Here is a 24,196-nt window from a genome sequence, read left to right as displayed (position 1 = left end):
CCTACGGCGATGACTGAAGGCCCACAGGGGGTCGGTCGATAGAATCGACCGCAATGCCCCTGGTCTTTCTCGTCGCTTTTCCCTTCATTGCCAGCGTGCTGGCCGCGTTGATGCCGTCCAACGCGCGCAACCGGGAATCGACGCTTGCGGGACTCGTCGCGCTGGGCTGCGCGGTGCAGGCCGCATGGTTCTTTCCGCAGCTCGCCAATGGCAATGTGCTGCGCCAGGAAATCGAATGGATGCCGGAGCTCGGCCTCAACCTCGTGTTCCGCATGGACGGCTTCGCCTGGCTGTTCTGCATGCTGGTGCTCGGCATCGGCGCGCTGGTGGTGCTGTATGCGCGCTACTACATGTCGGCCTCCGATCCGGTGCCGCGATTCTTTTCCTTCTTTCTCGCGTTCATGGGCGCGATGGTCGGCGTGGTGCTTTCGGGCAACCTGATCCAGATGGTGCTGTTCTGGGAGCTCACCAGCCTGTTCTCTTTCCTGTTGATCGGCTATTGGCACCACCGGCGCGACGCGCGGCGCGGCGCACGCATGGCGCTCACCGTCACCGGGGCCGGCGGACTCTGCCTGCTGGCGGGCGTGCTGGTGCTGGGCCGCATCGCGGGCAGCTACGAGCTCGACGTGGTGCTGGCATCGGGCGACGAGATTCGCGCGCATGCCCTCTACCCCGCCGCACTGGTGCTGATACTGCTGGGCGCCTTTACCAAGAGCGCGCAGTTCCCGTTTCACTTCTGGCTGCCGCGCGCCATGGCGGCGCCCACGCCCGTTTCGGCCTACCTGCATTCGGCGACCATGGTGAAGCTCGGCGTGTTCCTGATGGCGCGGCTTTGGCCGGCGCTGTCGGGCACCGAGCAGTGGTTCTGGCTGGTGGGCGGCGCGGGCGCGATCACGCTGCTGCTCGGCGGCTTCATCGCCATGTTCCAGCGCGACCTGAAGGCATTGCTGGCCTATTCGACCATCTCGCACCTCGGGCTCATCACGCTGCTGCTCGGCCTCAACAGCCCGCTCGCGGCGGTGGCGGCGGTGTTCCACATCATGAACCATGCGACCTTCAAGGCATCGCTCTTCATGGCCGCGGGCATCATCGACCATGAGAGCGGCACGCGCGACATCCGCAAGCTCAGCGGACTGCTGCGGCTGATGCCGATCACGGGCACGCTGGCCATCATCGCCAGCGCCTCGATGGCCGGCGTGCCGCTGCTCAACGGCTTTCTCTCCAAGGAGATGTTCTTCGCGGAGACGGTGTTCATCCAGGCCACGCCATGGATCAATGTGAGCCTTCCGATCATCGCGACCGTGGCGGGCGTTTTCAGCGTGGCCTATTCGGCACGCTTCGTGTTCGACGTGTTCTTCGGTCCGCCCTGCGGGCCGGCCGTGCCGAGGCAGCCGCACGAGCCGCCGCACTGGATGCGCGTGCCCGTCGAGCTGCTGGTGCTGGTTTGCCTGGTGGTCGGCGTGGCGCCGGCCTGGTCCATCGGCGCGCTGCTCGCGGCGGCCGCAGCCCCCGTGGTCGGCGGCGTGCTGCCCGAATACAGCCTGGCCGTCTGGCACGGCTTCAACCTGCCTCTGGCCATGAGCTTCGTGGCGCTGGCAGGCGGCCTGGCGCTGTACCTGTCGCAACGCCGCCGACGCGCACGCGGCGAACTGGAGCACACACCGCTGCTGCACCGTTTCGACGGGCAGGTCATCTTCGAGCACCTGCTCGCGCAACTCAGCGAAGCGGGCCGGCGCAGCCGCCGCGTGCTGGGCACCCGGCGCATGCAGACGCAATTGCTGCTGCTGATCGCGGTGGCGGGCGCGGGCGCCGCGGCTTCGCTCCTGACCGCACCCGTCGTGCGCGGCACCCGTGAGCTGCTGCCGTTCTCGACCATGTTCGCGATGACCTGGCTCATCGGCGGCGTCTGCGCCCTGGCTGCAGCGTGGCAGGCCAAGTTCCACCGGCTGGCCGCGCTGATGCTCGCGGCGGGGGCGGGCCTGGTGTGCTGCGTGACCTACATCTGGTTCTCGGCGCCCGACCTCGCGCTGACGCAGCTCGTGGTCGAGGCCGTGACCACGGTGCTGATCCTGCTCGGGCTGCGCTGGCTGCCGATGCGCAGCAAGGACGCCGTGCAGTCCGCACGCACCCGTCTGCGTCCCTGGGGCCGGCGCGGGCGCGACCTGCTGGTGGCAACGGCCGCCGGCAGCGGCATGGCCGCGCTGGCGTGGCTGATGATGACGCGCCCGTTTCCGCAGAGCATCTCGCCCTTCTTCCTCGAACGCGCGCTCGCCGAAGGCGGCGGCACCAACGTGGTCAACGTGATGCTGGTCGACTTCCGCGCCTTCGACACCTTCGGCGAAATCACCGTGCTCGGCGTGGTGGCGCTCACCGTGTATGCACTGCTGCGCCGTTTCCGCCCCGCGCGCGAGTCGATGGCGCTGCCGCCGCAGCAACGCGCGCAGGCCGACGACGGAAGCAGCGACCTCCTGAACCCGCGCCTGGCCAAGGACACGGCCGTGGGCTACCTGATGGTGCCGGCGGTGCTGGTGCGGCTGCTGCTGCCGCTCGCGGTGCTGGTGTCGGTGTACTTCTTCATGCGCGGGCACAACGCACCGGGCGGCGGATTCGTCGCGGGGCTGGTGATGTCGGTGGCGCTGCTCTTGCAGTTCATCGTCTCGGGCACCGAATGGGTGGAAGAGCACCTGCGCATCTACCCGCGGCGCTGGATCGCCGTCGGCCTGCTGCTTGCGCTGGCCACCGGCAGCGGCGCGGTGCTGTTCGGCTACCCGTTCATGACCACGCACACCGCGCACCTGCACCTTCCGGTGCTGGGCGAGCTGCATGTGCCGAGTGCGCTCTTCTTCGACATCGGCGTGTTCGCGCTGGTGCTCGGCGCCACCATGCTGATCCTCACCGCACTGGCGCACCAATCCATCCGGAGCCACCGCTGGGCCGACGAGCAGCGCGAAAAAGAGGCACGCGCGCAGTCCGAGGCCGTGGAGGGCGTGCACTGATGGAGATCGTGCTCGCACTCGCCATCGGCGTGCTCACCGGCTCGGGCGTGTACCTGCTGCTGCGCCCGCGCACCTTCCAGGTGATCATGGGCCTCACGCTCATCTCGTACGCCGTCAACCTGTTCATCTTCAGCATGGGCCGGCTCAAGTACGACAGCGAACCGGTGCTGGTCAAAGGCTTCACCGCCACGCTCGCGAACACCGCCGACCCGATGCCGCAGGCCCTTGTGCTGACGGCCATCGTCATCGGCTTTGCGATGACGGCCCTGTTCCTCGTGGTGCTGCTCGCCTCGCGCGGCCTTACCGGCACCGACCACGTCGACGGCGAAGAGCGGCAGGAGGCGGCGGAATGACGGCGCTGCTGCAACTGCTCGACCGTCTGCTCGACTTCAGCATGCCGCACCTCGTGGCGGTGCCGATCCTCGTGCCGCTGTTCACGGCGGCCTTGATGCTGCTGCTGGGCGAAAGGCGACGCCGCACCAAGTCGGCCTTGAGCGTGGCCTCGGGGCTGGTGGGTCTGCTGGCGGCCCTCGCGCTGCTGCGCTGGGTGAACGCGCCCGACACCGGCGACGGCCCCGGATCGATCGGCATCTACCTGCCCGGCAACTGGCAGGCGCCCTTCGGCATCGTGCTGGTGGCCGACCGGCTGTCGACCATGATGGTGGCACTCACCGGCGTGGTCGCCTTCGCGGCCTCGATCTATTCCACTTCGCGCTGGGACCGCGCCGGCGTGCACTTCCATCCGCTGCTGCAGCTGCAGCTCATGGGCCTGAACGGCGCCTTCCTCACGGGCGACCTGTTCAATCTCTTCGTCTTCTTCGAGGTGATGCTCGCGGCCTCCTACGGCCTGCTGCTGCATGGCTCGGGCCGGCTGCGCGTGCAGGCGGGGCTTCACTACATCGCCATCAACCTGGCGGCGTCGTCGCTCTTCCTGATCGGCGCGGCCCTGCTCTACGGCGTGACCGGCACGCTCAACATGGCCGACCTGAGCCTGCGCATCGCCGAACTCGCACCCGCCGATCGCGGCCTGGTGCATGCGGCCGCCGCCATCCTCGCGACCGCCTTCTTCGCCAAGGCCGGCGCCTGGCCGCTCAACTTCTGGCTGGTGCCGGCGTACAGCGCAGCGGTGTCGCCGGTGGGCGCCGTCTTCGCGCTGCTGACCAAGCTGGGCATCTATACGCTGCTGCGGCTCTGGACCCTGCTCTTCGCACCCGATGCCGGCAGCTCCGCCGCCTTCGGACAGTCCGCCCTCATCGCGATCGGGCTGGCCACGCTGTTTGCGGGCGCGCTCGGCATCGTGGGCACCCAGCGGCTCTCCAACCTGGCGGGATTCAGCGTGCTCGTCTCGGCCGGCACACTGCTCGCGGCCATCGGCCTCGGGGAACCGGCCGTGTGGGCCGGCGCGCTCTATTACCTGTTGAGTTCGACGCTGGCCGTGAGCGCATTTTTCCTGTTGACCGACATGATCGAACGCTGGCGCAACGCCGGCCAGAGCGTCGCGCCGCACGAGCAGGCGGGCAACGCGCCGTTCCTGGCGGAAGACCTGCGCGTGCTCGACGACGTGAACCTCGACGACGAAGCGCAGGCGCTCTATGGCCGCGCCATCCCGGCCGGCGTCGCGTTCCTGGGCCTGAGCTTCATCGGCTGCACCCTGCTGCTCGCGGGGCTGCCGCCCCTCTCGGGCTTCGTCGGCAAGTTCGCCATGCTCTCGGGTGCCTTCGTGACCAGCGGCACCTCCACGGCGGCATGGATCTTTCTCGCGCTGCTGATCGCCTCGGGCTTCCTGGCCCTGATTGCGCTGAGCCGCACCGGCATTCGCCATTTCTGGACCCAGCCTCATCCCACGATGCCCGCGCTGCCGTTGCTCGAAGTGCTGCCCGTGGCGGGCCTGCTCGCGGCCTGCGTCGCCCTGACGGTATGGGCCGGCCCCGTCATGCGCCACGCGTTCATCACCGCGGAAGGGCTGCACGCGCCCGCGGCCTATCGCAATGCCGTGATGAATGCGCGGCAGGTACCCAATCCGGTAGCGGCACCGGCGAAAGGCGTGGCCCCGTGAAGCGCTGGCTGCCTTCTCCGCCGCTGTCGATGGCGCTGTTTGCCGTCTGGCTGTTGCTCAACCAGTCGCTCGATGCTGCCACGCTGGCATCGGCCTTGGTGCTGGCCATTGCCGTACCGCTGCTCACCAGGGGCTTGCGGCCCGCTGCCGTTCGCATGCGCAAGCCCTGGGTGGCGCTGCGGCTCGCGGGCCGGGCCTCGGCGGACATGCTGCACTCGGCGCTCTTCGTGGCCCGGCGGCTGCTGACGCGCCGCACCTCGCGCATCGCGTCGAAGTTCGTGAACGTGCCGCTGGACCTGCGCGACCCGAACGGACTCGCGGTGCTGGCCATGATCATGTGCCTGACACCGGGCACCGCCTGGGGAGAGATTTCGTTCGACAGCAGTGCGCTGCTGATCCATGTGTTCGACGTCGACGACGAAGCCGCCTTCATCGCCCAGATCAAAGCGCGCTACGAGCGACCCTTGATGGAGATCTTCGAATCATGACGCCGGTACTTTTCTGGGCCTTGAAGCTCGCGCTGCTGCTGCTCGCCGTGGCCATGCTCTGCGCACTCGCCCGCCTGCTCATCGGCCCGACTGCGCAAGACCGCGTGATGGCGCTGGACTGCCTCTACATCAACGGCATGCTGATGATGCTGGTGCTGGGCATCGTGTATGCGAGCAACGTGTACTTCGAGGCGGCCATGCTCACGGCGCTGTTCGGCTTCGTGGGATCGACGGCCATGGCGAAGTTTCTGCTGCGGGGGGAGGTGATCGAATGAGCGATTTCATCGTCGGTCCGCTGCCGCTTTGGGCGGAAATCGTCACCGCAGTATTTGCGGTGCTCGGCGCGGCCTTTGCGGCCATCGGATCCTTCGGCCTCGTGCGCCTGCCCACCTTCTTCCGCCGCATCCACGCACCGACGCTCGGTTCCACGGCGGGCGTGTGGTGCATGACCATCGCCACCATCGTGTACTTCTCGGTGCAGGGCTACAGCCTCTTCCTGCACGCCGTGCTGATCGTGCTTTTCATCGCGCTCACCGCGCCCATCACCACCATCTTCCTGATGCGCGCCGCGCTGTTCCGGGAACGGCAAAAGGGCGGCGACGTGCCGCCCGCGGCGAAGTCGGCCGACTGACGCGGCCGGACCGGCGGCCCGTTCAGCTCATCGCGAGCTGCTGCATGCCCTTGGCCCGCGCCACTTCCATTTCGCGCGGCAGCGTGACCGCGTTCTTCACCGCGAGAATCTCCGCCATCACGCTCACCGCGATCTCGGGCGGCGTCTTGCTGCCGATGTAGATGCCGATGGGGCCGCGCAGCCGCGCGAGCGATTCGGGCGTCTGGCCGAAGTGCTCGATCATGCGGTCGCGCCGGGCCTCCGCATTGCGGCGCGAGCCGATGGCGCCGACGTAGAACGCTTCGCTCTGCAATGCCTCGAGCAGCGCCAGGTCGTCGAGCTTCGGGTCGTGCGTGAGCGCGACCACGCAGCTGCGCCGGTCGGGCTTGAAGGCCATCACCGCGTCGTCCGGCATCTCGGTGGTGATCTCCACGCCGGGCAGCGACCATGCGGTGCGGTACTCCGCGCGCGGATCGCACAGCGTCACGGCAAAGCCGCTGAACTTGGCCATCGTCGCGAGGTATTCGGCCAGCTGTCCGGCGCCGATCAGCAGCATGCGGTACTCGGGGCCGAAGGTGTTGGTGAGCTCGGTGTCGTTCACCTTGAGTTCGTCGGGCGCGGTCGCCTCGGCCAGGCGCACGGCGCCGGTCGCGAGCGCAACCGTGCGCTGCATGAGCTTGCCCTGCTTGAGCGCCGCCACCAGCGTGTCGAGCGAGGCCGCGTCGGGGTCGTACTCGAGCAGCAGCTCCAGCGTGCCGCCGCAGGGCAGCCCGAAGCGATGCGCCTCGTCGGCCGTGATGCCGTACTTGGCGAGTGCAGGCGGGGTGCCCGGCGGCACCTCTTCGCCATTGCCATGCGCGTGGCTGTAGCGGGCGATCAGGTCGTCCTCGATGCAGCCGCCGGAAACCGAGCCCACCACCGCGCCGTCGTCCGCCAGGGCCATGATCGAGCCGACCGGCCGCGGCGACGAGCCCCAGGTGCGCACCACCGTGGTCAGCAGCGCGCGCTTGCCGGCCTGCCGCCAGTCGCGCAGCGTGCGCAGCACCATGACGTCGAGATTTTCCATGGCGTGTTTCGTGTCCTCAGCTCGCGTCGTCCGGTGCGGCGGACGCGTCCTTGTCGTCCTTCTTGCCGAGGCCGATCTTCTTCATGAAGCCGGACATGACGCCCGCCTTCTCGGCGGGGGCTTCGGCCACCGCTTCAGCCGCGGCTGGCGGCGGGCCGTAGCGGCTCTGCATTTCCGCTTCGAAGCGCTTGAAGAAATCGTCGGCGGTCGACTTGGCGGCGCCGTCGATGAGGCGCTGGCCCAGCTGGGCGATCTTGCCGCCGACCTGCGCCTGCACGGTGTAGTCGAGTTCGCACCCGGCCGGCGAAGGTGCGGCATCGGCACCGTCGCCTGCCGGCGGCGCGGCGGCAGCGCCGTCCAGCGGCCGCAGCGTCACGCTGGACGAACCCTTGGCAAACCCCGCCACGCCGCCCTGGCCCTCGAAGGTGAGCTTGTAGCCGTCGGGCGCGACGATGTCAGACAGCGCCACCTTGCCGTTGAACTTGGCCGACACGGGGCCGATCTTGACCGCGAGCGCCACGCTGTACTGGTTGTCGCCCGTGAGCTCGAACTTGTCGCAGCCGGGGATGCATTTCTTGAGCGTCTCGGGATCGTTGAGCGCTTCCCAGGCCTGTTGCTGCGTGATGCCGAGACGGCGATTGCCGAGCATTTCCATGATGGAGTTTCCTTTTGTATTTTCTGTGAGGCGCTATCGGCTGGACCGCATGAGCGCGGCAAGGCTGGCAGCCAGCTGTTCGAGGGCACCGAGATTGTGGACCGCGAGCATCGCGTCTGCATGGCGGTGCAGCACGCTGGCCCCACGCGCCAAAGGGGCGTAGCCCTCGAAACGCAGCAGCGGGTTGAGCCACAGCAAGCGGCGCGAATGGCGCTTGAGCCAGAGCAGTTCGCTCTCGAGCAGCGCGGGTTCGCCGGTGTCGAGGCCGTCGCTGATCACCAGCACCAGCGTGCGGCGGCCCGTGAGCCGGCGCGCATGCGCACAGCGCAGTTCGGCCAGCGAGCTGCCGAGCCGCGTACCGCCGGCAAAATCGTCGATGGCGAGGCTGGCCGCGCCCAGCATGGCGTCGGTGTCGGCCAGCCTGAAGGCGGGCGTAAGGTCGGTGAGCCGGGTGCCGAACGCGAACACGTCGCGCCGGCCGGCCCGCCGGGTCGATGCATGCAGGAACGCCAGCAGCAGCCTTGCATAGCGTTCCATCGAGCCCGACACATCGACCAGCACCAGGAGCGGCAGCGGTTGCTCGCGGCGGCTCAGCTTGGGCAGGCGCAGGATCTCGCCGCCCGTGCGCGCGGCCTCGTGCAGCACGCCGGGCCAGTGCATGCGCGCATGCTGCTGGCCCGCGTCGCCTGCCACGCGCAGCCGGCGCGACGGCAGCGACGGGATGGGCAAGGCGATGTCGCGCGCCAGCCGTTCGACCAGGCGGTATTCGGCCGCGCCGAGCGCATTGAAATCCGCATGCTGCAGGCGCTGGCGGTCGCTCGACGTCATGGCCGCATCGAACTCGACCTCCTTGTCGGGCTTGGCGGGCGCGGCGGGCCGGGCCGGATCGCGCGGCGCGCTCAGCGCCTCGCGCACGCGCGGGCGCCGCTTGGAGGGCTCGGCCTTTCCTTCGGCGCTCGGCAGCATCTGCGCGAGCAGCTTGTTGGCCAATTCAGGGTCGCGGAACCAGGCATCGAAGAGCTCGCGGAACACCATGCGGTCCTGCTCGCGGCTCACCATCACGGCTTCCATCGCGGCACTCAGGTCGAGGCGGCTTTCCACCCCCACCAGGGTGGCCGCCTCGGCCGCGAGCGCGATGCGCATGGCGTCGGTGCGCACGCCGGCGCGGCGCAGCGCGCGGCCGAAGGCCGTGATGTTGCCGGCCAGCTTGCCGCTGCGTACGTCGCCGAGTTGCTGGATGCCGGTCATGCGGGCGGCCTCGGTGCGCGGCGCTCAGGGCGCAACCGGCTCCTCGGGCTTGAGCAGGTCGGTCGCCAGATCGCGCGTGAGTGCCGCCACATCATCGCGCTGCTTGAACAGGATGCCGGCGGTGTCGACCACCACTTCGGGGTCGAGCTCGACGGTGTCGAGCGCAATCAGCGCCCTCGCCCACTCCACGCTTTCGGCAATGCCGGGTGCGCGCTGGAATGCATTGACGAAGGGCGCATCGCGCAGCCGGGCGACAAAGGCCGCCACCTGGGCCGACAGCTTTTCGCCGGCCTCGGGCACCTGGGCGCGAACGATCGCGAGCTCGCGTTCGCGCTCCGGGTAGTCGAGCCAGTGATAGAGGCAGCGCCGCTTGACCGCGTCGTTGAGCTCGCGCGTGCGGTTGCTGGTGAGGATGGTGACAGGCGGCACCACGGCGCGCACGGTGCCGAGCTCGGGAATGCTGACCTGGTATTCGCCGAGGTATTCGAGCAGGAAGGCCTCGAAGGGCTCGTCGGCACGGTCCACTTCGTCGATCAGCAGCACGGCACCGGGCGCGGGTGTCTGCAGCGCCTGCAGCAGCGGGCGGCGGATCAGGTAGTGCGGCTGGTAGACCTCGGCTTCGACGTCGCGCGCCGCGCCCGTCGCTTCCGCCGCGCGCATGTGCAAGAGCTGCGCGGCGTAGTTCCATTCGTAGAGCGCTTCGCGCTGCTCCAGTCCGTCGTAGCACTGCAGGCGCAGCAACTCGCGGTTGAGCGCCGTCGACAGTGCCTTGGCCAGTTCGGTCTTGCCGACGCCGGGTTCGCCCTCGAGCAGCAGCGGGCGCTGCAGCTTGAGCGCGAGGAACACGGCCGTGGCCAGGCGGCGGTCGGCAAAGTAGCCGGCCTGCACCAGGCCGGCGGAGAGTGAATCGATGGTCGGAAAGATCATGGCAAAGCGTAGTGGAAGACGCGCGCGTGCCACGCCTTCCGGTCGGTGCCCGGCGAGTTCAGCCCAGTGCCTTGGTCACCGCGCGCTGCGTCAGCACGCTGATCAGGTTGGCACGGTAGGCGGCCGAGGCATGCAGGTCGCTGTTGAGGTCGCTCGCATCGATCTTCACCGCCGCGGCAGCCGCCGCCGTGAAGCTCTTGTTGAGCGCATCTTCGAGCCCGGCGTGGCGGAACACGCCGTTACCGGCGCCGGTGATGGCCACCCTCACGCCGCTGTCGTACTGCGCGAGGAACACACCGACGAGCGGGAAGTTCGACGCCTTCTGGCGCAGCTTTTCATAGACGGCGCGCTTGGGAACCGGAAAGCGGATCGCGGTGATCAGCTCGTCTTCTTCCAGCGCCGTGGTGAAGAGGCCCAGGAAGAAGTCGTCGGCTGCGATCTCGCGCCTGGAGGTGATGACCGTGGCGCCGGAACCCAGCACCGCGCTGGGATAGCAGGCCGCCGGGTCGTTGTTGGCCACGGAGCCGCCGATGGTGCCCATCGCACGCACCTGCCGGTCGCCGATGCGCGAGGCCAGGTCGGCCAGTGCGGGATAGGCGGCTTTCACGTCCGGGTTGTTGGCCACGTCGAGGTGGCGCGACATGGCGCCGATGGTGATCGAGCCGGCGTCCTTCTTGATGCCGGTGAGTTCCTTGACGCCGCCAAGGTCCACCAGCCGCTCCGGCGCCGAAAGCCTGAGCTTCATGGAGGCGAGCAATGTCTGGCCGCCCGCGAGGGGTTTGGCGCCGGCGGTGACCAGCTTGGCCGCATCGGCCACGGTGGAGGGCCGTTCGAGTGTGAAGGGGTACATGGTGTGGTTCCTTCTGTGTTCAGGGGGCGGGACGGCCTTGGGTGCTGGCAGCCAGCGAGGGCTCTTGCGGCGGCGCGGTCTGCGCGTCGCTGCCGCTGCCTTTCTGCATGGCTTCCCAGACGCGGTTGGCCGATGCGGGCATGTCGAGGTCCTTCACGCCGAGCGGCGCCAGCGCGTCGAGCACGGCGTTGATCACGGCCGGCGGCGAGCCGATGGCTCCCGCCTCGCCGCAGCCCTTGGTGCCGAGCGGGTTGTGCGTGCACGGGGTGCACACGGTGTCGAGCTTGAACTGCGGAAAATCGGCCGCCCGGGGCATGGCGTAGTCCATGAAGCTGCCGGTGAGCAGCTGGCCGGTCTCGTTGTCGTACACGCAGTTCTCGAGCAGCGCCTGGCCGATGCCCTGCACCAGCCCGCCGTGCACCTGGCCCTCGACGATCATCGGATTGATGATGGTGCCGAAGTCGTCCACCGCGGTGAAGCGGTCGACGCGGACCTCGCCAGTCTGCTTGTCGACCTCGACCTCGCAGATGTAGGTGCCGCCCGGGAATGTGAAGTTGGTCGGGTCGTAGAAGGCGGTTTCGTTCAGGCCGGGCTCGAGCTTGTCGAGCGGGTAGTTGTGCGGCACGTAGGCCGTGAGCGCCACCTGGCCGAACGGGATCTTCTTGTCGGTGCCCTTGACCGTGAACTCCCCGTTGGCAAACTCGATGTCGGCGTCGCTCGCCTCCATCAGGTGCGCGGCGATCTTCTTGGCCTTGGTCTCGATCTTGTCCAGCGCCTTCATGATGGCCGCGCCACCGACCGAGATCGAGCGCGAGCCGTAGGTGCCCATGCCGAAGGGCACGCGGCCGGTGTCGCCGTGCACCACGTCGACGTTGTCGACCGGAATGCCCAGCCGCGCCGCCACCACCTGCGCGAAGGTGGTTTCATGGCCCTGGCCATGGCTGTGCGAGCCGGTGAACACCGTCACGCTGCCGGTCGGGTGGACGCGGATCTCGCCGCACTCGAACAGGCCGGCGCGCGCGCCCAGCGCCCCCGCGATGTTCGACGGCGCGATGCCGCAGGCCTCGATGTAGCTCGAGTAGCCGATGCCGCGCAGGTTGCCCTTGGCCTCGGTGGCGGCCTTGCGCTGCGCATAGCCCTCGACATCGGCCAGCACCCGGGCCTTGTCCATGCAGGCATGGAAGTCGCCCGTGTCGTACTGCAGCGCCACCGGCGTCTGGTACGGAAAGGCAGTGATGAAGTTGCGCTTGCGGATCTCGTCCTGGCCCAGGTTCAGTTCCCAGGCGCAGCGGGAGACGAGGCGCTCGAGCAGGTAGGTGGCCTCGGGCCGCCCCGCGCCGCGGTAGGCATCGACCGGCGCCGTGTTGGTGAACCACGCGTCGACCTCGACGTAGATCTGCGGCGTGGTGTACTGGCCCGCGAGCAGCGTGGCGTAGAGGATGGTGGGCACCGCGGTCGAGAAGGTCGACAGGTACGCGCCCAGGTTGGCATCGGTGTGCACCCGCATCGCGAGGAACTTTCCGTCCTTGTCCATCGCCATCTCGGCATGGCTCACATGGTCACGGCCATGCGCATCGGACAAGAAGCACTCGGAGCGTTCCGCCGTCCACTTGATGTTGCGGTTGAGCTGCTTGGCGGCCCAGGTCAGGCACACGTCTTCGGCATACAGGAAGATCTTGGAGCCGAAGCCGCCGCCCACGTCGGGCGCGATCACGCGCACCTTGTGCTCGGGCAGGCCGAGCACGAAGGCCGTCATCAGCAGGCGCTCGACGTGCGGGTTCTGGTTGGACACGTACAGCGTGTAGTCGTCGGTGCCGCGGCTGTAGCTGCCGATGGCCACGCGCGGCTCGATCGGGTTGGGCACCAGCCGGTTGTTGACCAGGTCGAGCCTGGTCACGTGCGCGGCATTGGCAAACACCGCATCCACCGCGGCCTTGTCGCCCAGCGCCCACTTGTAGCACTGGTTGTCGGGCGCCTCGTCGTGCAGCGTGACGCCGCTGGCCTTCCTGGCTGCATCCGCCACGCTCACCAGCGCGGGCAGCACGTCGTAGTCGACCACCACGGCCTCGGCCGCGTTCTTGGCCTGCTCGACCGTCTCGGCCACCACCATGGCGACGTGGTCGCCCACGTAGCGCACCTTGTTGATCGCCAGGATCGGGTGCATCGGCTCCTTCATGGGGGTGCCGTCGGGGTTGTTGATGAGCCAGCCGCAGGGCAGCCCGCCCATCTTGCCCTCGATGTCCTTGCCGCTGAAGATGCCGATTACGCCGGGCATCTTGAGCGCCTCGGCAATGTCGACCGACTTGATGGCGGCATGGGCGTGCGGCGAGCGCACGAAGACCGCATGGCTCTGGTTGGCCAGCGTGATGTCGTCGGTGTAGTTGCCCGCGCCGGTCAGGAAGCGATAGTCTTCCTTGCGCCGCAGCGCCTCGCCGATGTGGGGCAGGTTGGAGAAGTCGGAAGCACCCATGATGTTGGCTCCGTTCAGGCAGTGGCGGTGGTCTTGACCGGGGTGCCCGAGGCCATCGCCTCGCCGCCCATCTGCACGGCCTTGACGATGTTCTGGTAGCCCGTGCATCGGCACAGGTTGCCGTCGAGCAGCTCGCGGATCTCGGATTCGCTCGACTTGGGGTGGTGGGTGCACAGGTCGATGGCGCTCATGACCATGCCGGGGGTGCAGAAGCCGCACTGCAGGCCGTGGCACTCCTTGAAGGCCGCCTGCATCGGGTGCATGGTGCCGTCGGGCTGGGCGACGCCTTCGATGGTGGTGATTTCCGCACCGGCCACCTGCCCCACCAAGACGTTGCACGACTTGACCGCGCGGCCGTTCACGTGAACGGTGCAGGCGCCGCACTGGGCGGTGTCGCAGCCCACATGGGTGCCGGTGAGATGGAGATGCTCGCGGATCGCGTGCACCAGGAAAGTGTTGGGGGGTGCGTCGACCGTGGCCGGTCGGCCGTTGACCGTGAAAGCTACCTGCATTTTGGCTGTCTCCGTTGAAGGTGATGGCTGGCTCAGCGAGTGGCATCTTGGATGCCGGCCCCGTGCACTATCCTAGGCAAAACCCTCGCCGCTTGCGCAGCTGGCGCGAAATTCTCAAAATGAAACAACTTGCCAAGGGGCGAGTTCAAGAAAAAAGACCTCCGACCGAGACACCCGACCCGATGCCCGCCTCCCCCGTCCTGCCGCCGCCCGAGCGCTCGCTCGCCATTGCACAGGCCCGCCGGGAGCTGATCCACGGTGAAGGCCCGCGCTCCCGCGGCAGCATGCGCATCGAGCCCTGGATCGCCCGCTCCTGGGAGCGCTGCATCGAAGCCGGCCGGCAGCCGCAGCAACGGGTGGACTTCAACCCGGTGGGCCGGTCGGCCGTTCGCGACGTGGCCGAGCGGAACCGGGCGCTGGTGGCCGCCGCCCGGCCGGTGATCGAGCGGGTGTCCCGCGCCATCGCCGACACGCACTATTTCGCCGTGCTGACCGATGCCGAGGGCATCGTGGCCGATGTCGGCCCCTTGCCCGGCGGCGCCGACGGCAGCAACCGCCATGCCCGCAACATCGCGCGCGTGGGCGTCGACCTGTCGGAGCGCGCAGTAGGCACCAGCGCCATCAGCACGGCGCTGGCCGAACAGGAATCGGTGTGGCTGCACCGCGGCGAACATTTCTTCGAGGACACCAGCGTCTACAGCTGCGCCGGGGCGCCGCTCTTCGGCCCCCGGGGCGAGTGCATCGGCATGCTCGACCTGACCGGGGTGCAGGTGGTCGAGCGGCCGGAGCTTCGGCACCTGGCCACGCAGTCGGCGCGCAGCATCGAGAACCTGCTGGTGATGAACGAGCCCTGCGAGCTGCGGCTGCATCTCTCGTGGCCCGGCTGCCCCGGCAACGAAGCCACTGAGGGCCTGCTGTGCATCGACGCGGGCGGCAAGGTCACGGGCGCGAATGCCGCGGCGCGGCAGATGCTGCACCAGCCGCTGGCGTCGCGCAGCCCGCACGCCCTGCATTGCAACGACCTTTTCGCGCTGCCGCTCGAGATGCTGTTCGACGCGGCGCGGCGCGGCGATGCGGTGCTCGAAGTGCCGCTCTGGTCCGGCCTGCGCGTCGAGGCGCGGCCGCGGCGCGGCGGCAAAGGGTCGCCAAGTGCGGCGCCCGAAGCCCGGCCGCTGTTGCGCGACGTCGAGACCGCGCTCATCCGCAAGGCCGTGACCGATGCCCGCGGCAACGTGGCCGAAGCCGCGCGCACCCTGGGCATCAGCCGCGCTACCGTCTACCGCAAACTGTGGCGCGGCCGCGCGGCCGGATCGGCGGACTGAGGGCTCAGGCGCCCACGGGCACCTTGTCGAGGAAGCCGGTCACCGAGCGCAGCTTGCCTGCGTCGAGCCGGGCGAAGTCGGTGCCCTGGATCAGGTCCTCGGCGCCGCTCGGGCCCAGCGTCCACGAGAAGCGCAGGTTGTCGCCATGCGCCTCGGGCTTGCCGGCCAGGCTGAAGCGAAAACCCGGGTAGCGCTGGTGCACGGCACCGACAAGCGCGCTGATCTGCTCGCGGCCGCTGGCCTCCGCGAGCGGATCGACGTAGTGCGCATCGTGGGCCCAGTGGGCCTGGATCAACTCGGCACGGCGCGCGGCATCGGTTTCGTTCCAGACGGCGATGTAGCGTTGGGCAATGGCGGCGGCATCGTGTGCGGCGGTGTTCATGGCGGCGATTCCTTTCGAGGGTGGAGCCCGCAACATCGCGGGGTGAAGGAATGGTCGCGCCGGGCGCGCACGGCGTCGATGACCTCGCAGGTCATGGCGCACGGCCGCCGCGCGGTTCAGTTGGCTTGCGCGTTCGGAAAGAACAGCTGCTCGCCGCCGATCGTGTAGCTTGCGATGGTCTGCTGTCCGGCCGGCGAGATCACCCAGTCGACGAACTTCTGCGCGCCCTTGCTGTCGAGCGAGGGAAATTTTTCCGGGCTCACCACCATCACGCCGTATTGGTTGAAGAGCCGCCTGTCGCCCTCGACCAGCACCGCCAGGCCGGCGCGGTTCTTGAAGCTGAGCCAGGTGCCGCGGTCCGCCAGCACATAGGCGCCCGACGAGGCCGCGATGTTGAGCGCAGGGCCCATGCCGCAGCCGCATTCCCGGTAGCCGGTGCCCTTGCGGTCGTTGGGCACCGGCTGCCCGGCATCGGCCACGCCGGCCTGCGTCCAGAGGCGGCGCTCGGCCGCGTCGGTGCCGCTCTTGTCGCCGCGCGACACGAAGGGCGCGTTCGCCGTCGCGATCTTCTTCAGCGCGGCGGCGATGTCCTTGCCCTGGGTGCCCGCGGGGTCAGCCTTCGGGCCCACCAGCACGAAGTCGTTGTACATCACGGGATAGCGCCTGGCGCTGAAGCCCTCGGCCACGAACTTCTCCTCGGCCGCGGTGTCGTGCACGAACAGCACGTCGGCATCGCCGCGCTTGGCCATGTCGATGGCCTGGCCGGTGCCGACTGCCACCACCTTGACGTCGATGCCGCTGGCCTTCCTGAACGCCGGCAGCAGGTGCGAGAACAGGCCCGATTGCTCGGTCGACGTGGTCGAGGCCATGGTGATGGTCTCGGCGCTCGCGGCGCCGGCGGACAGGAAGAATGCCGCCACGGCCAGCGAAGTGCGGATACCCGCAGTGCCGCGGTGCTTGAAAGACAGGTTCATGCCAACTCTCCTTTGACGAACAGGCGGGCCTCTTCCGGCAGCGGCCCATGAAAGAAATCGTGCACCGGCAGGTCGGCCAGCACGCGGCCATGCTCGAGGTAGACCACGCGGCTCGCCAGCCGCTTCACCTGCCCCAGGTTGTGGCTCGCGAACACCAGCGTGCGCCCGGCCGCGGCTTCGGCGATGAGCGTCTCGACCTCGCGCTTGGCGGTCGGGTCGAGGCTGGCTGTCGGCTCGTCGAGCAGCAGCACCGCGGGATGCAGCGCCCAGGCACGTGCCAGCGCCACCCGCTGCTGCTGGCCGCCCGACAAGGCACGGGCATTGCGGCTTGCCAAGTCTTCGAGCCCCACGCGCGCCAGGGCCGGAAGCGCGGCGCGGCGCGCATCGCGCCAGCGCATGCCGCGCAGCCACAGTGCCAGCGCCACGTTGACCGCCACCGACGCGCGCAGCATGTGCGGGCGCTGGAACAACATGGCCTGGTGGCGGGGCGGCGCCGCGCTGGTGAAGCTCCCCGCCGCATGCGGCACCAGGCCGTGCAGCAGCCGCAGCAGCGTGGTCTTGCCGCTGCCATTGGCGCCGATGAGCGCCACGCGCTCGCCGGCCGAAATGGTCAGTGTCGCGCCCTGCAGCGCCGCGACGCGCCCCAGCCGCACATCGATGCCGTACAGCGCGAAGACCGTGGCATCGACACTCGCCAGCTGCGCAGGCTCGTTCACGGACCTACCTCCGGGCGACGCCAGGGCGCCACGCCGCCGCCCTCACCGCCGCCGCCGTCGATCCGTTCGCGCCAGCCGCGCACCGCGGCGATGGCCAGGTTGAGCACCAGCACCACGCCCAGCAGCACGATGCCCAAGGCCAGTGCCAGCGGCAGGTCGCCCTTGCTGGTTTCGAGCGCGATCGCCGTGGTCATCACGCGCGTGAAGCCGTCGATGTTGCCGCCCACCACCATCACGGCGCCCACTTCCGACACCGCGCGGCCGAAGGCGGCGATGAGCACGGTGAGCAGCGCATAGCGCTCGTCCCACGCCAGCAGCAGCGCGCGCACCAGCGGACCGGCGCCCAGCGAACGCAGCTGCTCGCCGTGCGCGCGCTCGGCGTCCTCGATGGTCTGCCGCGTGAGTGCCGTGACCACCGGCAGCACCAGCACCGTCTGCGCCAGCACCATCGCCTTGAACGAAAAAAGCCAGCCCAGGAAGCCGAGCGGGCCGGAGCGCGAGAGCAGGAGATAGATCACCAGCCCGACCACCACCGAGGGCAGCGCGAGCAGCGTGTTCAACACCGTGAGCAGCGCCGCCCGGCCGCGAAAGCGCGCCACGCCCAGCCACGCCCCCAGCAGCAGGCCGAGTCCGCAGGCCAATGCGCAGGCGCTCGCGCTCACGGCGAGCGAGCGCCCGACGATCGCCAGCAGCACCGGGTCGCCCGACACCAGCAGTTGCCAGGCCGCGACGGCGCTCTGTGCAAAGGTGTTCATGCGGTGGGCTTCATGGGATTGAAGCGCCGGAGTATCGGGGTGTACTTCCAATTGCCTATGCAAGAATTTGCATAGGTAGCCGACGATTCGGTCCGATCAGATCGCGTCGAGCGGGAACACCGGCCTTCGCACCTTGGAAAACGGGAACAGGCTGTAGTCCGAGCTGGTGACGCCGGGGCTGTCGCACTCCACCAGCGCGGCCGAGAGCGGCTCGAACACCGGCCGGCAGTACATGCGCGACTTGAGCAGCAGGAAGCGCTCCTTGCGTGGATCGAGCCCCGCGCATTCGAACACGCCGATGTCCCACGGCTCCTGCGTGCGCTCGGTCACCACGATCCGCGCCGGGCCGATGTCGAACAGCACCGTGCGGCCCATGCTGGCGCGCTGGCCGGTGTAGGTGGGGCCCGTGATCACGTACTCGCCATTGCCGATGGTGCGCACCGTGCCGGTCAACATGACCGGCTTCTTGGAAAGCCCGATGCCTTCGAGCGACACCTTGTTGCCCAGCGCCAACCTCACCGTGGCGCCCTCGCCCGCCGCGATGAGCTCGCCCACCGCCGCGGGGTCGCACAGCGGGCCCACACCGATCCCCTCCAGCCCCTGCGCCAAGGCCTCCTGCAACACGTCCATGGTGTCGCAGCTGCCGCCCGACATGCAGTTGTCGCCATGGTCGAGCAGCAGCACCGGCCGCGTCGCATCCGCGGCGATGCCCTTCGCACGTGCGATCGACTCGGCCAACGGCTCGCTGCGGTAGATGAACGCCTCGCGCTCGGCCCACATCTGCGCCGCGATGCGGTCGGCCGTGGCCTGCGCGCGCTCGGGCGCTTCTGCATCGACCACCACCACGCTCATGCAGGGCGCCTCGATGTCCGACAGCGAGAAGCCCGCAAAGATCGACACCGCCAGCGATTCCGACCGTTCTGCCTCGCGCGCAGCCTCGATGGCCCGCTGCATGGCGCCGGTGAACGACGCGCTGCGCAGCGTGTGCGCCATCAACGGCAGCGGATGCCAGCGCATGGCCGGCTGGCTGCGGCCCGCGAGCAGGTCGAACAACAGCCGGCCGGCATGCTCGCCGGTTTCGTACATGTCGATGTGCGGATAGGTCTTGAAGCCGACGATCACGTCCGCGTTGCCGACCATCGCGGGCGTGACGTTGGCATGCAGGTCGAGCGCCACGCCAATGGGCACGCCGGGCGCCGCGGCGCGCAGCCGCCGCAGCAGGTCGCCTTCGCCATCGGCACTGTTCTGCGCCACCATGGCGCCGTGCAGGTCGAGCAGGATCGCATCGCAACCGGGCACCGCATCGACGATGCACTGGGTGAGCGTGGCGTAGGCCTGCGCGTCCACCGGCCCGCTCGGGTTGGCCGAGGCCGACACCGGCGTGACCAGCGTGGCACCGGCCTGCTCGGCCAGGTCGATGAAGGCCGACATCGCAGTGCGCATGCCCTTGTTGTCCCTGTAGGCCTGCTCGCCGAACGTGGGTCCATCGGGCCCGAACGCAGAGAGCGGCGTGGGCACCGGCGAGAAGGTGTTGGTCTCATGGTTGAGCCGGGCGATCAGCACCTTCATTGCAATGCCACTCCCGCGCTTTGCAGCATCGCCTGCAGCAGCACATTGCACCCGGCCTCGAGGTGGTCGGGCTGCGCATCCTCGATCTCGTTGTGGCTGATGCCGTCGAGGCAGGGCACGAAGATCATCGCCGTCGGGCATACGCGCGCAAGGTAGACCGCATCGTGGCCGGCGCCGCTGATCACGTTCATCCAGCTCAGGCCCTGCGCCTCGGCGGCGCCGCGAACGGCGGCCACCAGCGCGGGCGTGAAGGGCTGCGGCGGAAAGTAGACCACCTGCTCCACCGTGGCCTGGACCTTGCCCCTGGCGGCGATGCGCTGCACCGCCTCCTTCAGCTCGGCGTCCATGGCCGACAGCACCACGTCGTCCGCCGCGCGAAGGTCGACGCTGAGCTTCACGCGGCCGGGAATCACGTTGCGCGAATTGGGATAGTTCTCGATCCAGCCGACCGTGCCGCGCGCATGCGGTGCGTGCGCCAGTGCGATGCGATTGACCTCGATCACGAGCTCGGAAGCCGCGAGCAGCGCGTCCTTGCGCAGTTCCATCGGCGTGGGGCCGGCGTGGGCTTCCATGCCCAGCAGCACCACGTCGTACCAGCGCTGGCCGAGCGCGCCCTCGACCACGCCGATGACCCGTTCGTTCGCCTCGAGCACCGGGCCCTGCTCGATGTGCGCCTCGAAATAAGCGCCCACCGGCGATGCCGCGGCCGAGGCCGGCGCGGCGCCCGCGTAGCCGATGGAAGCGAGCGCCTCGGCCACGCTGACGCCGTCGTTGTCGCGCTGCGCCAGCGCATGCTCGAGCGTGAAGGCATCGACGAACACGCCCGAGCCCATCATCACGGGCACGAAACGCGAGCCCTCCTCGTTGGTCCACACGGCGATTTCCAGCGGGGCCTCGGTGACGATCTTCGCGTCGTTCAGGCTGCGGATCACCTCGAGGCCGGCCAGCACGCCGTAGTTGCCGTCGAACTTGCCGCCCGTGGGCTGGGTGTCGATATGGCTGCCCGTGACCACCGGCGGCAGCGCGTTGTCGCGGCCGGCACGGCGCGCGAAGATGTTGCCGATCCGGTCGACGCGCACCTCGCAGCCGGCTTCGCGCGCCCAGCGGGTGAAGAGGTCGCGGCCCTGCCGGTCGAGTTCGGTCAGTGCAATGCGGCAGACGCCGCCTTTCTCGGTGGCGCCGAGCTTCGCCAGGTCCATCAGCGAGTTCCAGAGGCGCTCGCCATCGATGCGGAGTGGGGTTGGTGCGTTCATCGTTGTAGAAATCAAAGAAGGGATGCGGATGCCTCAGGCGAGGCCCACTCCCAGGTAGCGGTCCTTCACCTCGTGGTCGGCCATGAAGGCCGCATTGCCGGCCTCGTGCACGACCACGCCCTGCTCCACGATGTAGTGGCGGTCGGCCAGCTGCACGCAGACTTCCAGGTTCTGCTCGACCAGCAGGATCGCCACGCCGGCCGCCTTGATGAGCTTGAGCTGGGCGACGATCTCTTCCACGATCACGGGTGCGAGACCTTCCACGGGTTCGTCGAGGATCAGGAGGCGCGGATGGTTCATCAGCGCGCGGCCGATGGCCAGCATCTGCTGCTCGCCGCCCGAGAGCTGGCCACCGCCGTTGCGGCGCCGCTCCTTCAGGCGCGGGAAGATGCGGTAGATGTCGTCGAGCTGCCAGGGCGAATCGCGCCGCTGGCCGAGCAACAGGTTCTCTTCCACCGTCAGCAGCTTGAACACGCCGCGGTGCTCGGGCACCAGGCACACGCCGCGCGCGGCAATGCGGTGTGGCGGCATGCCCGCGATGTCGGCGCCCTGGAATCGCACGCGGCCGCCGGTGGGCGTGACCGCGCCGGCAATGCTCTTGAGCGTGGTCGACTTGCCCGCGCCGTTGCGGCCGAGCAGCGTGACGAGTTCGGCCTCGCCCACGCGCATCGACATGCCCTGCAGCACGTGGCTCTTGCCGTAGTGGGCGTGCAGGCCTTCGACTTCAAGGATGTTCGCGGCGCTCATGCTTTTCCCCCGGTAATCATGTTGCCGAGATAGGCCGTGCGCACGCGCGCATCGGCCCGGATGTCGCCTGGCAGCCCCTCGGCCAGCACACGGCCCAGTTGCATGACGGTCACCGTGTCGGAAATGTCCATCACGATGTTCATGTTGTGCTCGATCAGCACCACGGTGTGCGCATCGCGCAGGCCGCGGATCAGGCGCTTCATGTCGTCCAGGTCGTCGATGCCCATCCCCGAGGTCGGCTCGTCAAGGAAGATGGCTTTGGGCTTCGCGGCCAGTGCCATGCCCACTTCGAGGCGGCGTTGCTGGCCGTGCGAGAGCTCGCTGGCGGGCACGTCGGCCAGGCGCTCCAGGCCGACGCGCGCCAGCACCTCGGCCACCGTCTCGGCGCAGGCGCGTTCGCCGACCGGCGCGCGCCAGCAGTTCATGGCCTGGCGCGGCGCGATGCCCTGCGCCGCCACGCGCAGGTTCTCGCGCACCGAAAGGCTGGCGAACAGGCTCGTGACCTGGAACGAACGCGCCATGCCGCGCTGCACGCGCTTGTGATCCGGCTCGTGCGTCACGTCGTGGCCGTCGAACAGGATGCGGCCGCCGGTGGTGCTGCCGGTGCCCGTGAGCATGTGAAAGAGCGTGGTCTTGCCGGCACCGTTCGGGCCGATCACCGAGTGCACGGTGTTGCGCCTGATCTTCAGGTCGACCCCGCCGAGCGCGGCGAACTTGCCGTAGTGCTTGGTGACGCCGATGGCTTCGATGAGTACGGGTTCGCTCATGCCTTGTCTCCTTGCACCGCAGGCACGGCCGCAGCCGGTGGTGGCGCCTTGCGGAACCACCGGCGCCATGCGCTCTCGCCCAGGCCCCAGAGCCCGCGCTGCATGCCGATGCTCACGCCGATCAGCAACAGCCCCAGCAGCAAGAGCCAACGCGGCCACAGCGTGGACAGCCAGTCGGCCAGCAGCACGTAGAAGGCCGATCCCAGCACCGAGGCGAACAGGTTCCCGGTGCCGCCGATCACGGTGATGACCAGGATCATTTCGCTCGTGTGGTATTCGGCGTTCGACAGCGGCGCGATGCCGGTCATCATCGCGTGCAGGCCGCCCGCGAGGCCGGTGACGGCGCCCGAGATCACGAAGGCCAGCAGCTTGAAGCGCTTGAGGTCGTAGCCGACGGCGGCGGCACGGTCCTCGTTGTCGCGGATGGCGAGCAGCGTGCGGCCGAACACCGAATCGGTCACGCGCAGCAAGAGGCCGAAGGCGATGAGGAACATCACGGCCACGAAGGCGTAGTACTTCCACGGCGAGTCCATGAAGGCGGGGCGCGGCACGTCGAGCAGCCCGTTGTCCCCGCCCGTGAGCCCCGAAGCGGTGTACGCCACGAAGTAGAACATCTGCGCGAAGGCCAGCGTGAGCATCACGAAGTAGGTGCCGCGCTGGCGGATGGCGACCCAGCCGACCAGCGCCGCGCCCAGAGCACCCATGGCAACCGCCGCGAGCAGTGCGAGCGGCAGCGGCAGCTGCCAGCGCGTGAGCAGGATCGCGATGGTGTAGCTGCCCAGCCCGAAGAAGATGCCCTGTCCGAACGAGAGCAGGCCCGTGTAGCCCAGCAGCAGGTTGCAGCCCAGCGCGGCAAGCGCATAGATCAGCACCTCGCTCGCGAGCGAGCCCGAGCGCAGCACGAGCGGCAGACCCAGCGCAACGGCAAGCGCCAGAAGGAAAGTGATTTTTCTTGGCATGGGATTCTCAGGTGGTCCGGCCGAGCAGGCCATGCGGACGCAACAGCAGCACGGCACCCATGGCGACGTAGATCATCAGGCTCGCGCCCGGCGGCCAGATGGTGCTCATGAGGCTTTGCACGATGCCGATCAGGAGTCCGCCGACGAGCGCCCCGCCGAAGCTCCCGAGCCCGCCGATCACCACCACCACGAAGGCGACGCTGAGCGCCTCCACGCCCATGAAAGGCTCGGCCCCGCGGATCGGCGCAGCGAGCACGCCGGCCAGTGCCGCGGTGCCCGCGCCCAATGCGAACACCAGGCTGAACACACGGAACACGTTGATGCCGAGCAGCGACACCATCTCGGTCGATTCGCTGCCCGCGCGCACCGCGCTGCCCAGGCGCGTGCCTTCGAGCACCCACCACAGGAGCACCGCGAGCACGGCCGTGAAGCCGATCACGAAGAGCCGGTACTTGGGATAGATGAAGCTGCCCCACATCACCACACCCTGGAGCAGGTCGGGGGTCGGCACGCTGTTGCCCAGCGGCCCCCAGAACACGATGACGATCTCCTGCACCGCCAGCGCGAGCCCCACGGTCACGAGGATGTGAAACTCGTGCGCCTTGGCGTACACGCGGCGCAGCAGCAGCTTTTCCGCGAGCCAGCCCAGCGCGCCCACGAACAGCGGCACCAGCACCAGCGCGGCCCAGAAGTCGAGACCCCACTGCATGGCCTGGAAGCACAGGTACGCGCCCAGCAGGTAGAAAGCCCCGTGCGCGAAATTCACGAAGCGCAGCAGGCCGAACACGATGGACAAGCCAACGGCCAGCAGGAAATACAGCATGCCGATGCCGATTCCGTTGATGGTCTGGAGCAGGTAGACGGTCATGGGCGC

General features: G+C 68.8%; 24 protein-coding genes. 7 read left to right on the top strand and 17 right to left on the bottom strand.

Translation table 11 applies throughout. The features are described 5' to 3' along the window. Positions 1–53: 53 nt before the first annotated feature. Genes ABID97_RS09455 through mnhG form a run of 6 tightly spaced genes read left to right on the top strand, consistent with a single transcriptional unit; the run spans position 54 to position 6,171 of the window. Entirely contained in the window at positions 54–2,996 is a 2,943-nt protein-coding gene (locus tag ABID97_RS09455; RefSeq protein ID WP_354398257.1) for a monovalent cation/H+ antiporter subunit A, read from the top strand. Next, the gene (locus ABID97_RS09450; protein WP_354398256.1) at positions 2,996–3,349 is read left to right on the top strand and encodes a Na+/H+ antiporter subunit C; all 354 of its coding nucleotides are present in this window, start codon (positions 2,996–2,998) and stop codon (positions 3,347–3,349) included. Before ABID97_RS09455 ends, ABID97_RS09450 begins: the two co-directional genes overlap by 1 nt. Beyond that, positions 3,346–5,052 (top strand): monovalent cation/H+ antiporter subunit D, encoded by a 1,707-nt coding sequence (locus tag ABID97_RS09445; RefSeq protein ID WP_354398255.1) that lies wholly within the window; start codon positions 3,346–3,348, stop codon positions 5,050–5,052. Before ABID97_RS09450 ends, ABID97_RS09445 begins: the two co-directional genes overlap by 4 nt. Continuing rightward, positions 5,049–5,540, top strand: a complete 492-nt coding sequence (locus tag ABID97_RS09440; RefSeq protein ID WP_354398254.1) for a Na+/H+ antiporter subunit E — start codon at positions 5,049–5,051, stop codon at positions 5,538–5,540. Before ABID97_RS09445 ends, ABID97_RS09440 begins: the two co-directional genes overlap by 4 nt. Further along, on the top strand, positions 5,537–5,815 hold the full coding sequence (locus tag ABID97_RS09435; RefSeq protein WP_354398253.1) for a K+/H+ antiporter subunit F: 279 nt from the start codon (positions 5,537–5,539) through the stop codon (positions 5,813–5,815). The genes ABID97_RS09440 and ABID97_RS09435 overlap by 4 nt, the downstream gene beginning before the upstream one ends. Further along, the gene (gene mnhG, locus ABID97_RS09430) at positions 5,812–6,171 is read left to right on the top strand and encodes a monovalent cation/H(+) antiporter subunit G (RefSeq protein WP_354398252.1); all 360 of its coding nucleotides are present in this window, start codon (positions 5,812–5,814) and stop codon (positions 6,169–6,171) included. The genes ABID97_RS09435 and mnhG overlap by 4 nt, the downstream gene beginning before the upstream one ends. Positions 6,172–6,193: 22 nt before the next feature. Here mnhG and ABID97_RS09425 read toward each other — a convergent pair whose 3' ends face one another. The 7 genes from ABID97_RS09425 to ABID97_RS09395 are packed head-to-tail and all read right to left on the bottom strand — an operon-like array spanning position 6,194 to position 13,878. Beyond that, positions 6,194–7,216: an XdhC family protein gene (locus ABID97_RS09425; RefSeq protein WP_354398251.1), complete on the bottom strand. Its 1,023-nt coding sequence runs from the start codon at positions 7,214–7,216 to the stop codon at positions 6,194–6,196. 16 nt (positions 7,217–7,232) lie between these two features. Further along, a complete protein-coding gene (locus ABID97_RS09420) occupies positions 7,233–7,871 on the bottom strand; it encodes an SRPBCC family protein (RefSeq protein ID WP_354398250.1) in 639 nt (212 codons plus the stop codon). A gap of 33 nt (positions 7,872–7,904) precedes the next feature. Next, positions 7,905–9,119: a vWA domain-containing protein gene (locus ABID97_RS09415; RefSeq protein ID WP_354398249.1), complete on the bottom strand. Its 1,215-nt coding sequence runs from the start codon at positions 9,117–9,119 to the stop codon at positions 7,905–7,907. Between the two features lie 24 nt (positions 9,120–9,143). After that, the gene (locus tag ABID97_RS09410; RefSeq protein ID WP_354398248.1) at positions 9,144–10,046 is read right to left on the bottom strand and encodes an AAA family ATPase; all 903 of its coding nucleotides are present in this window, start codon (positions 10,044–10,046) and stop codon (positions 9,144–9,146) included. Between the two features lie 58 nt (positions 10,047–10,104). Next, the gene (locus ABID97_RS09405; protein WP_354398247.1) at positions 10,105–10,896 is read right to left on the bottom strand and encodes an FAD binding domain-containing protein; all 792 of its coding nucleotides are present in this window, start codon (positions 10,894–10,896) and stop codon (positions 10,105–10,107) included. A gap of 19 nt (positions 10,897–10,915) precedes the next feature. Further along, positions 10,916–13,366: a xanthine dehydrogenase family protein molybdopterin-binding subunit gene (locus tag ABID97_RS09400; protein ID WP_354398246.1), complete on the bottom strand. Its 2,451-nt coding sequence runs from the start codon at positions 13,364–13,366 to the stop codon at positions 10,916–10,918. Positions 13,367–13,380: 14 nt separating this feature from the next. Then, positions 13,381–13,878, bottom strand: coding sequence for a (2Fe-2S)-binding protein (locus ABID97_RS09395; protein ID WP_354398245.1), 498 nt, complete (start codon positions 13,876–13,878; stop codon positions 13,381–13,383). Between the two features lie 182 nt (positions 13,879–14,060). On the opposite strand from ABID97_RS09395, the gene ABID97_RS09390 reads away from it, so the two are divergent. Further along, positions 14,061–15,200: a helix-turn-helix domain-containing protein gene (locus ABID97_RS09390; protein ID WP_354398244.1), complete on the top strand. Its 1,140-nt coding sequence runs from the start codon at positions 14,061–14,063 to the stop codon at positions 15,198–15,200. A 4-nt stretch (positions 15,201–15,204) separates the two neighbouring features. Here the strand turns inward: ABID97_RS09390 and ABID97_RS09385 are convergent, their stop codons facing one another. The 10 genes from ABID97_RS09385 to ABID97_RS09340 all read right to left on the bottom strand — a co-directional run bounded on the left by ABID97_RS09385 (position 15,205) and on the right by ABID97_RS09340 (position 24,190). Further along, positions 15,205–15,582, bottom strand: coding sequence for a nuclear transport factor 2 family protein (locus ABID97_RS09385; protein ID WP_354398243.1), 378 nt, complete (start codon positions 15,580–15,582; stop codon positions 15,205–15,207). 116 nt (positions 15,583–15,698) lie between these two features. Continuing rightward, complete coding sequence (locus tag ABID97_RS09380) at positions 15,699–16,556, bottom strand: ABC transporter substrate-binding protein (RefSeq protein WP_354398242.1); 858 nt, start codon at positions 16,554–16,556, stop codon at positions 15,699–15,701. Beyond that, positions 16,553–17,272 carry an ATP-binding cassette domain-containing protein gene (locus tag ABID97_RS09375; protein WP_354398241.1) on the bottom strand — a complete coding sequence of 240 codons (720 nt, stop codon included), beginning with the start codon at positions 17,270–17,272 and terminating at the stop codon, positions 16,553–16,555. The genes ABID97_RS09380 and ABID97_RS09375 overlap by 4 nt, the downstream gene beginning before the upstream one ends. After that, entirely contained in the window at positions 17,269–18,027 is a 759-nt protein-coding gene (locus ABID97_RS09370) for an ABC transporter permease (protein ID WP_354398240.1), read from the bottom strand. The genes ABID97_RS09375 and ABID97_RS09370 overlap by 4 nt, the downstream gene beginning before the upstream one ends. A 96-nt stretch (positions 18,028–18,123) precedes the next feature. Then, a complete protein-coding gene (locus tag ABID97_RS09365) occupies positions 18,124–19,596 on the bottom strand; it encodes a M81 family metallopeptidase (protein ID WP_354398239.1) in 1,473 nt (490 codons plus the stop codon). Beyond that, a complete protein-coding gene (locus tag ABID97_RS09360; RefSeq protein ID WP_354398238.1) occupies positions 19,593–20,849 on the bottom strand; it encodes a Zn-dependent hydrolase in 1,257 nt (418 codons plus the stop codon). The genes ABID97_RS09365 and ABID97_RS09360 overlap by 4 nt, the downstream gene beginning before the upstream one ends. Before the next feature lie 33 nt (positions 20,850–20,882). After that, complete coding sequence (locus ABID97_RS09355; protein WP_354398237.1) at positions 20,883–21,596, bottom strand: ABC transporter ATP-binding protein; 714 nt, start codon at positions 21,594–21,596, stop codon at positions 20,883–20,885. Continuing rightward, entirely contained in the window at positions 21,593–22,363 is a 771-nt protein-coding gene (locus ABID97_RS09350) for an ABC transporter ATP-binding protein (protein WP_354398236.1), read from the bottom strand. Before ABID97_RS09350 ends, ABID97_RS09355 begins: the two co-directional genes overlap by 4 nt. Continuing rightward, positions 22,360–23,322 (bottom strand): branched-chain amino acid ABC transporter permease, encoded by a 963-nt coding sequence (locus ABID97_RS09345; protein WP_354398235.1) that lies wholly within the window; start codon positions 23,320–23,322, stop codon positions 22,360–22,362. Before ABID97_RS09345 ends, ABID97_RS09350 begins: the two co-directional genes overlap by 4 nt. Positions 23,323–23,329: 7 nt before the next feature. Next, positions 23,330–24,190 carry a branched-chain amino acid ABC transporter permease gene (locus tag ABID97_RS09340; RefSeq protein WP_354398234.1) on the bottom strand — a complete coding sequence of 287 codons (861 nt, stop codon included), beginning with the start codon at positions 24,188–24,190 and terminating at the stop codon, positions 23,330–23,332. Between the last annotated feature and the right edge of the window lie 6 nt (positions 24,191–24,196).

Source organism: Variovorax sp. OAS795 (genome assembly GCF_040546685.1).
Taxonomy (GTDB): domain Bacteria; phylum Pseudomonadota; class Gammaproteobacteria; order Burkholderiales; family Burkholderiaceae_C; genus Variovorax.
This window is presented reverse-complemented; position numbering and strand designations above follow the sequence as displayed.

Bases quoted from the DNA above. Each gene is read 5' to 3' on its own strand.
- ABID97_RS09365 (WP_354398239.1), bottom strand. From the start codon at position 19,596: ATGAAGGTGCTGATCGCCCGGCTCAACCATGAGACCAACACCTTCTCG.
- ABID97_RS09450 (WP_354398256.1), top strand. From the start codon at position 2,996: ATGGAGATCGTGCTCGCACTCGCCATCGGCGTGCTCACCGGCTCGGGC.
- ABID97_RS09360 (WP_354398238.1), bottom strand. From the start codon at position 20,849: ATGAACGCACCAACCCCACTCCGCATCGATGGCGAGCGCCTCTGGAAC.
- ABID97_RS09435 (WP_354398253.1), top strand. From the start codon at position 5,537: ATGACGCCGGTACTTTTCTGGGCCTTGAAGCTCGCGCTGCTGCTGCTC.
- ABID97_RS09420 (WP_354398250.1), bottom strand. From the start codon at position 7,871: ATGGAAATGCTCGGCAATCGCCGTCTCGGCATCACGCAGCAACAGGCC.
- mnhG (WP_354398252.1), top strand. From the start codon at position 5,812: ATGAGCGATTTCATCGTCGGTCCGCTGCCGCTTTGGGCGGAAATCGTC.
- ABID97_RS09390 (WP_354398244.1), top strand. From the start codon at position 14,061: ATGCCCGCCTCCCCCGTCCTGCCGCCGCCCGAGCGCTCGCTCGCCATT.
- ABID97_RS09370 (WP_354398240.1), bottom strand. From the start codon at position 18,027: ATGAACACCTTTGCACAGAGCGCCGTCGCGGCCTGGCAACTGCTGGTG.
- ABID97_RS09385 (WP_354398243.1), bottom strand. From the start codon at position 15,582: ATGAACACCGCCGCACACGATGCCGCCGCCATTGCCCAACGCTACATC.
- ABID97_RS09445 (WP_354398255.1), top strand. From the start codon at position 3,346: ATGACGGCGCTGCTGCAACTGCTCGACCGTCTGCTCGACTTCAGCATG.
- ABID97_RS09340 (WP_354398234.1), bottom strand. From the start codon at position 24,190: ATGACCGTCTACCTGCTCCAGACCATCAACGGAATCGGCATCGGCATG.
- ABID97_RS09380 (WP_354398242.1), bottom strand. From the start codon at position 16,556: ATGAACCTGTCTTTCAAGCACCGCGGCACTGCGGGTATCCGCACTTCG.
- ABID97_RS09395 (WP_354398245.1), bottom strand. From the start codon at position 13,878: ATGCAGGTAGCTTTCACGGTCAACGGCCGACCGGCCACGGTCGACGCA.
- ABID97_RS09400 (WP_354398246.1), bottom strand. From the start codon at position 13,366: ATGGGTGCTTCCGACTTCTCCAACCTGCCCCACATCGGCGAGGCGCTG.
- ABID97_RS09405 (WP_354398247.1), bottom strand. From the start codon at position 10,896: ATGTACCCCTTCACACTCGAACGGCCCTCCACCGTGGCCGATGCGGCC.
- ABID97_RS09455 (WP_354398257.1), top strand. From the start codon at position 54: ATGCCCCTGGTCTTTCTCGTCGCTTTTCCCTTCATTGCCAGCGTGCTG.
- ABID97_RS09350 (WP_354398236.1), bottom strand. From the start codon at position 22,363: ATGAGCGAACCCGTACTCATCGAAGCCATCGGCGTCACCAAGCACTAC.
- ABID97_RS09425 (WP_354398251.1), bottom strand. From the start codon at position 7,216: ATGGAAAATCTCGACGTCATGGTGCTGCGCACGCTGCGCGACTGGCGG.
- ABID97_RS09415 (WP_354398249.1), bottom strand. From the start codon at position 9,119: ATGACCGGCATCCAGCAACTCGGCGACGTACGCAGCGGCAAGCTGGCC.
- ABID97_RS09345 (WP_354398235.1), bottom strand. From the start codon at position 23,322: ATGCCAAGAAAAATCACTTTCCTTCTGGCGCTTGCCGTTGCGCTGGGT.
- ABID97_RS09410 (WP_354398248.1), bottom strand. From the start codon at position 10,046: ATGATCTTTCCGACCATCGATTCACTCTCCGCCGGCCTGGTGCAGGCC.
- ABID97_RS09355 (WP_354398237.1), bottom strand. From the start codon at position 21,596: ATGAGCGCCGCGAACATCCTTGAAGTCGAAGGCCTGCACGCCCACTAC.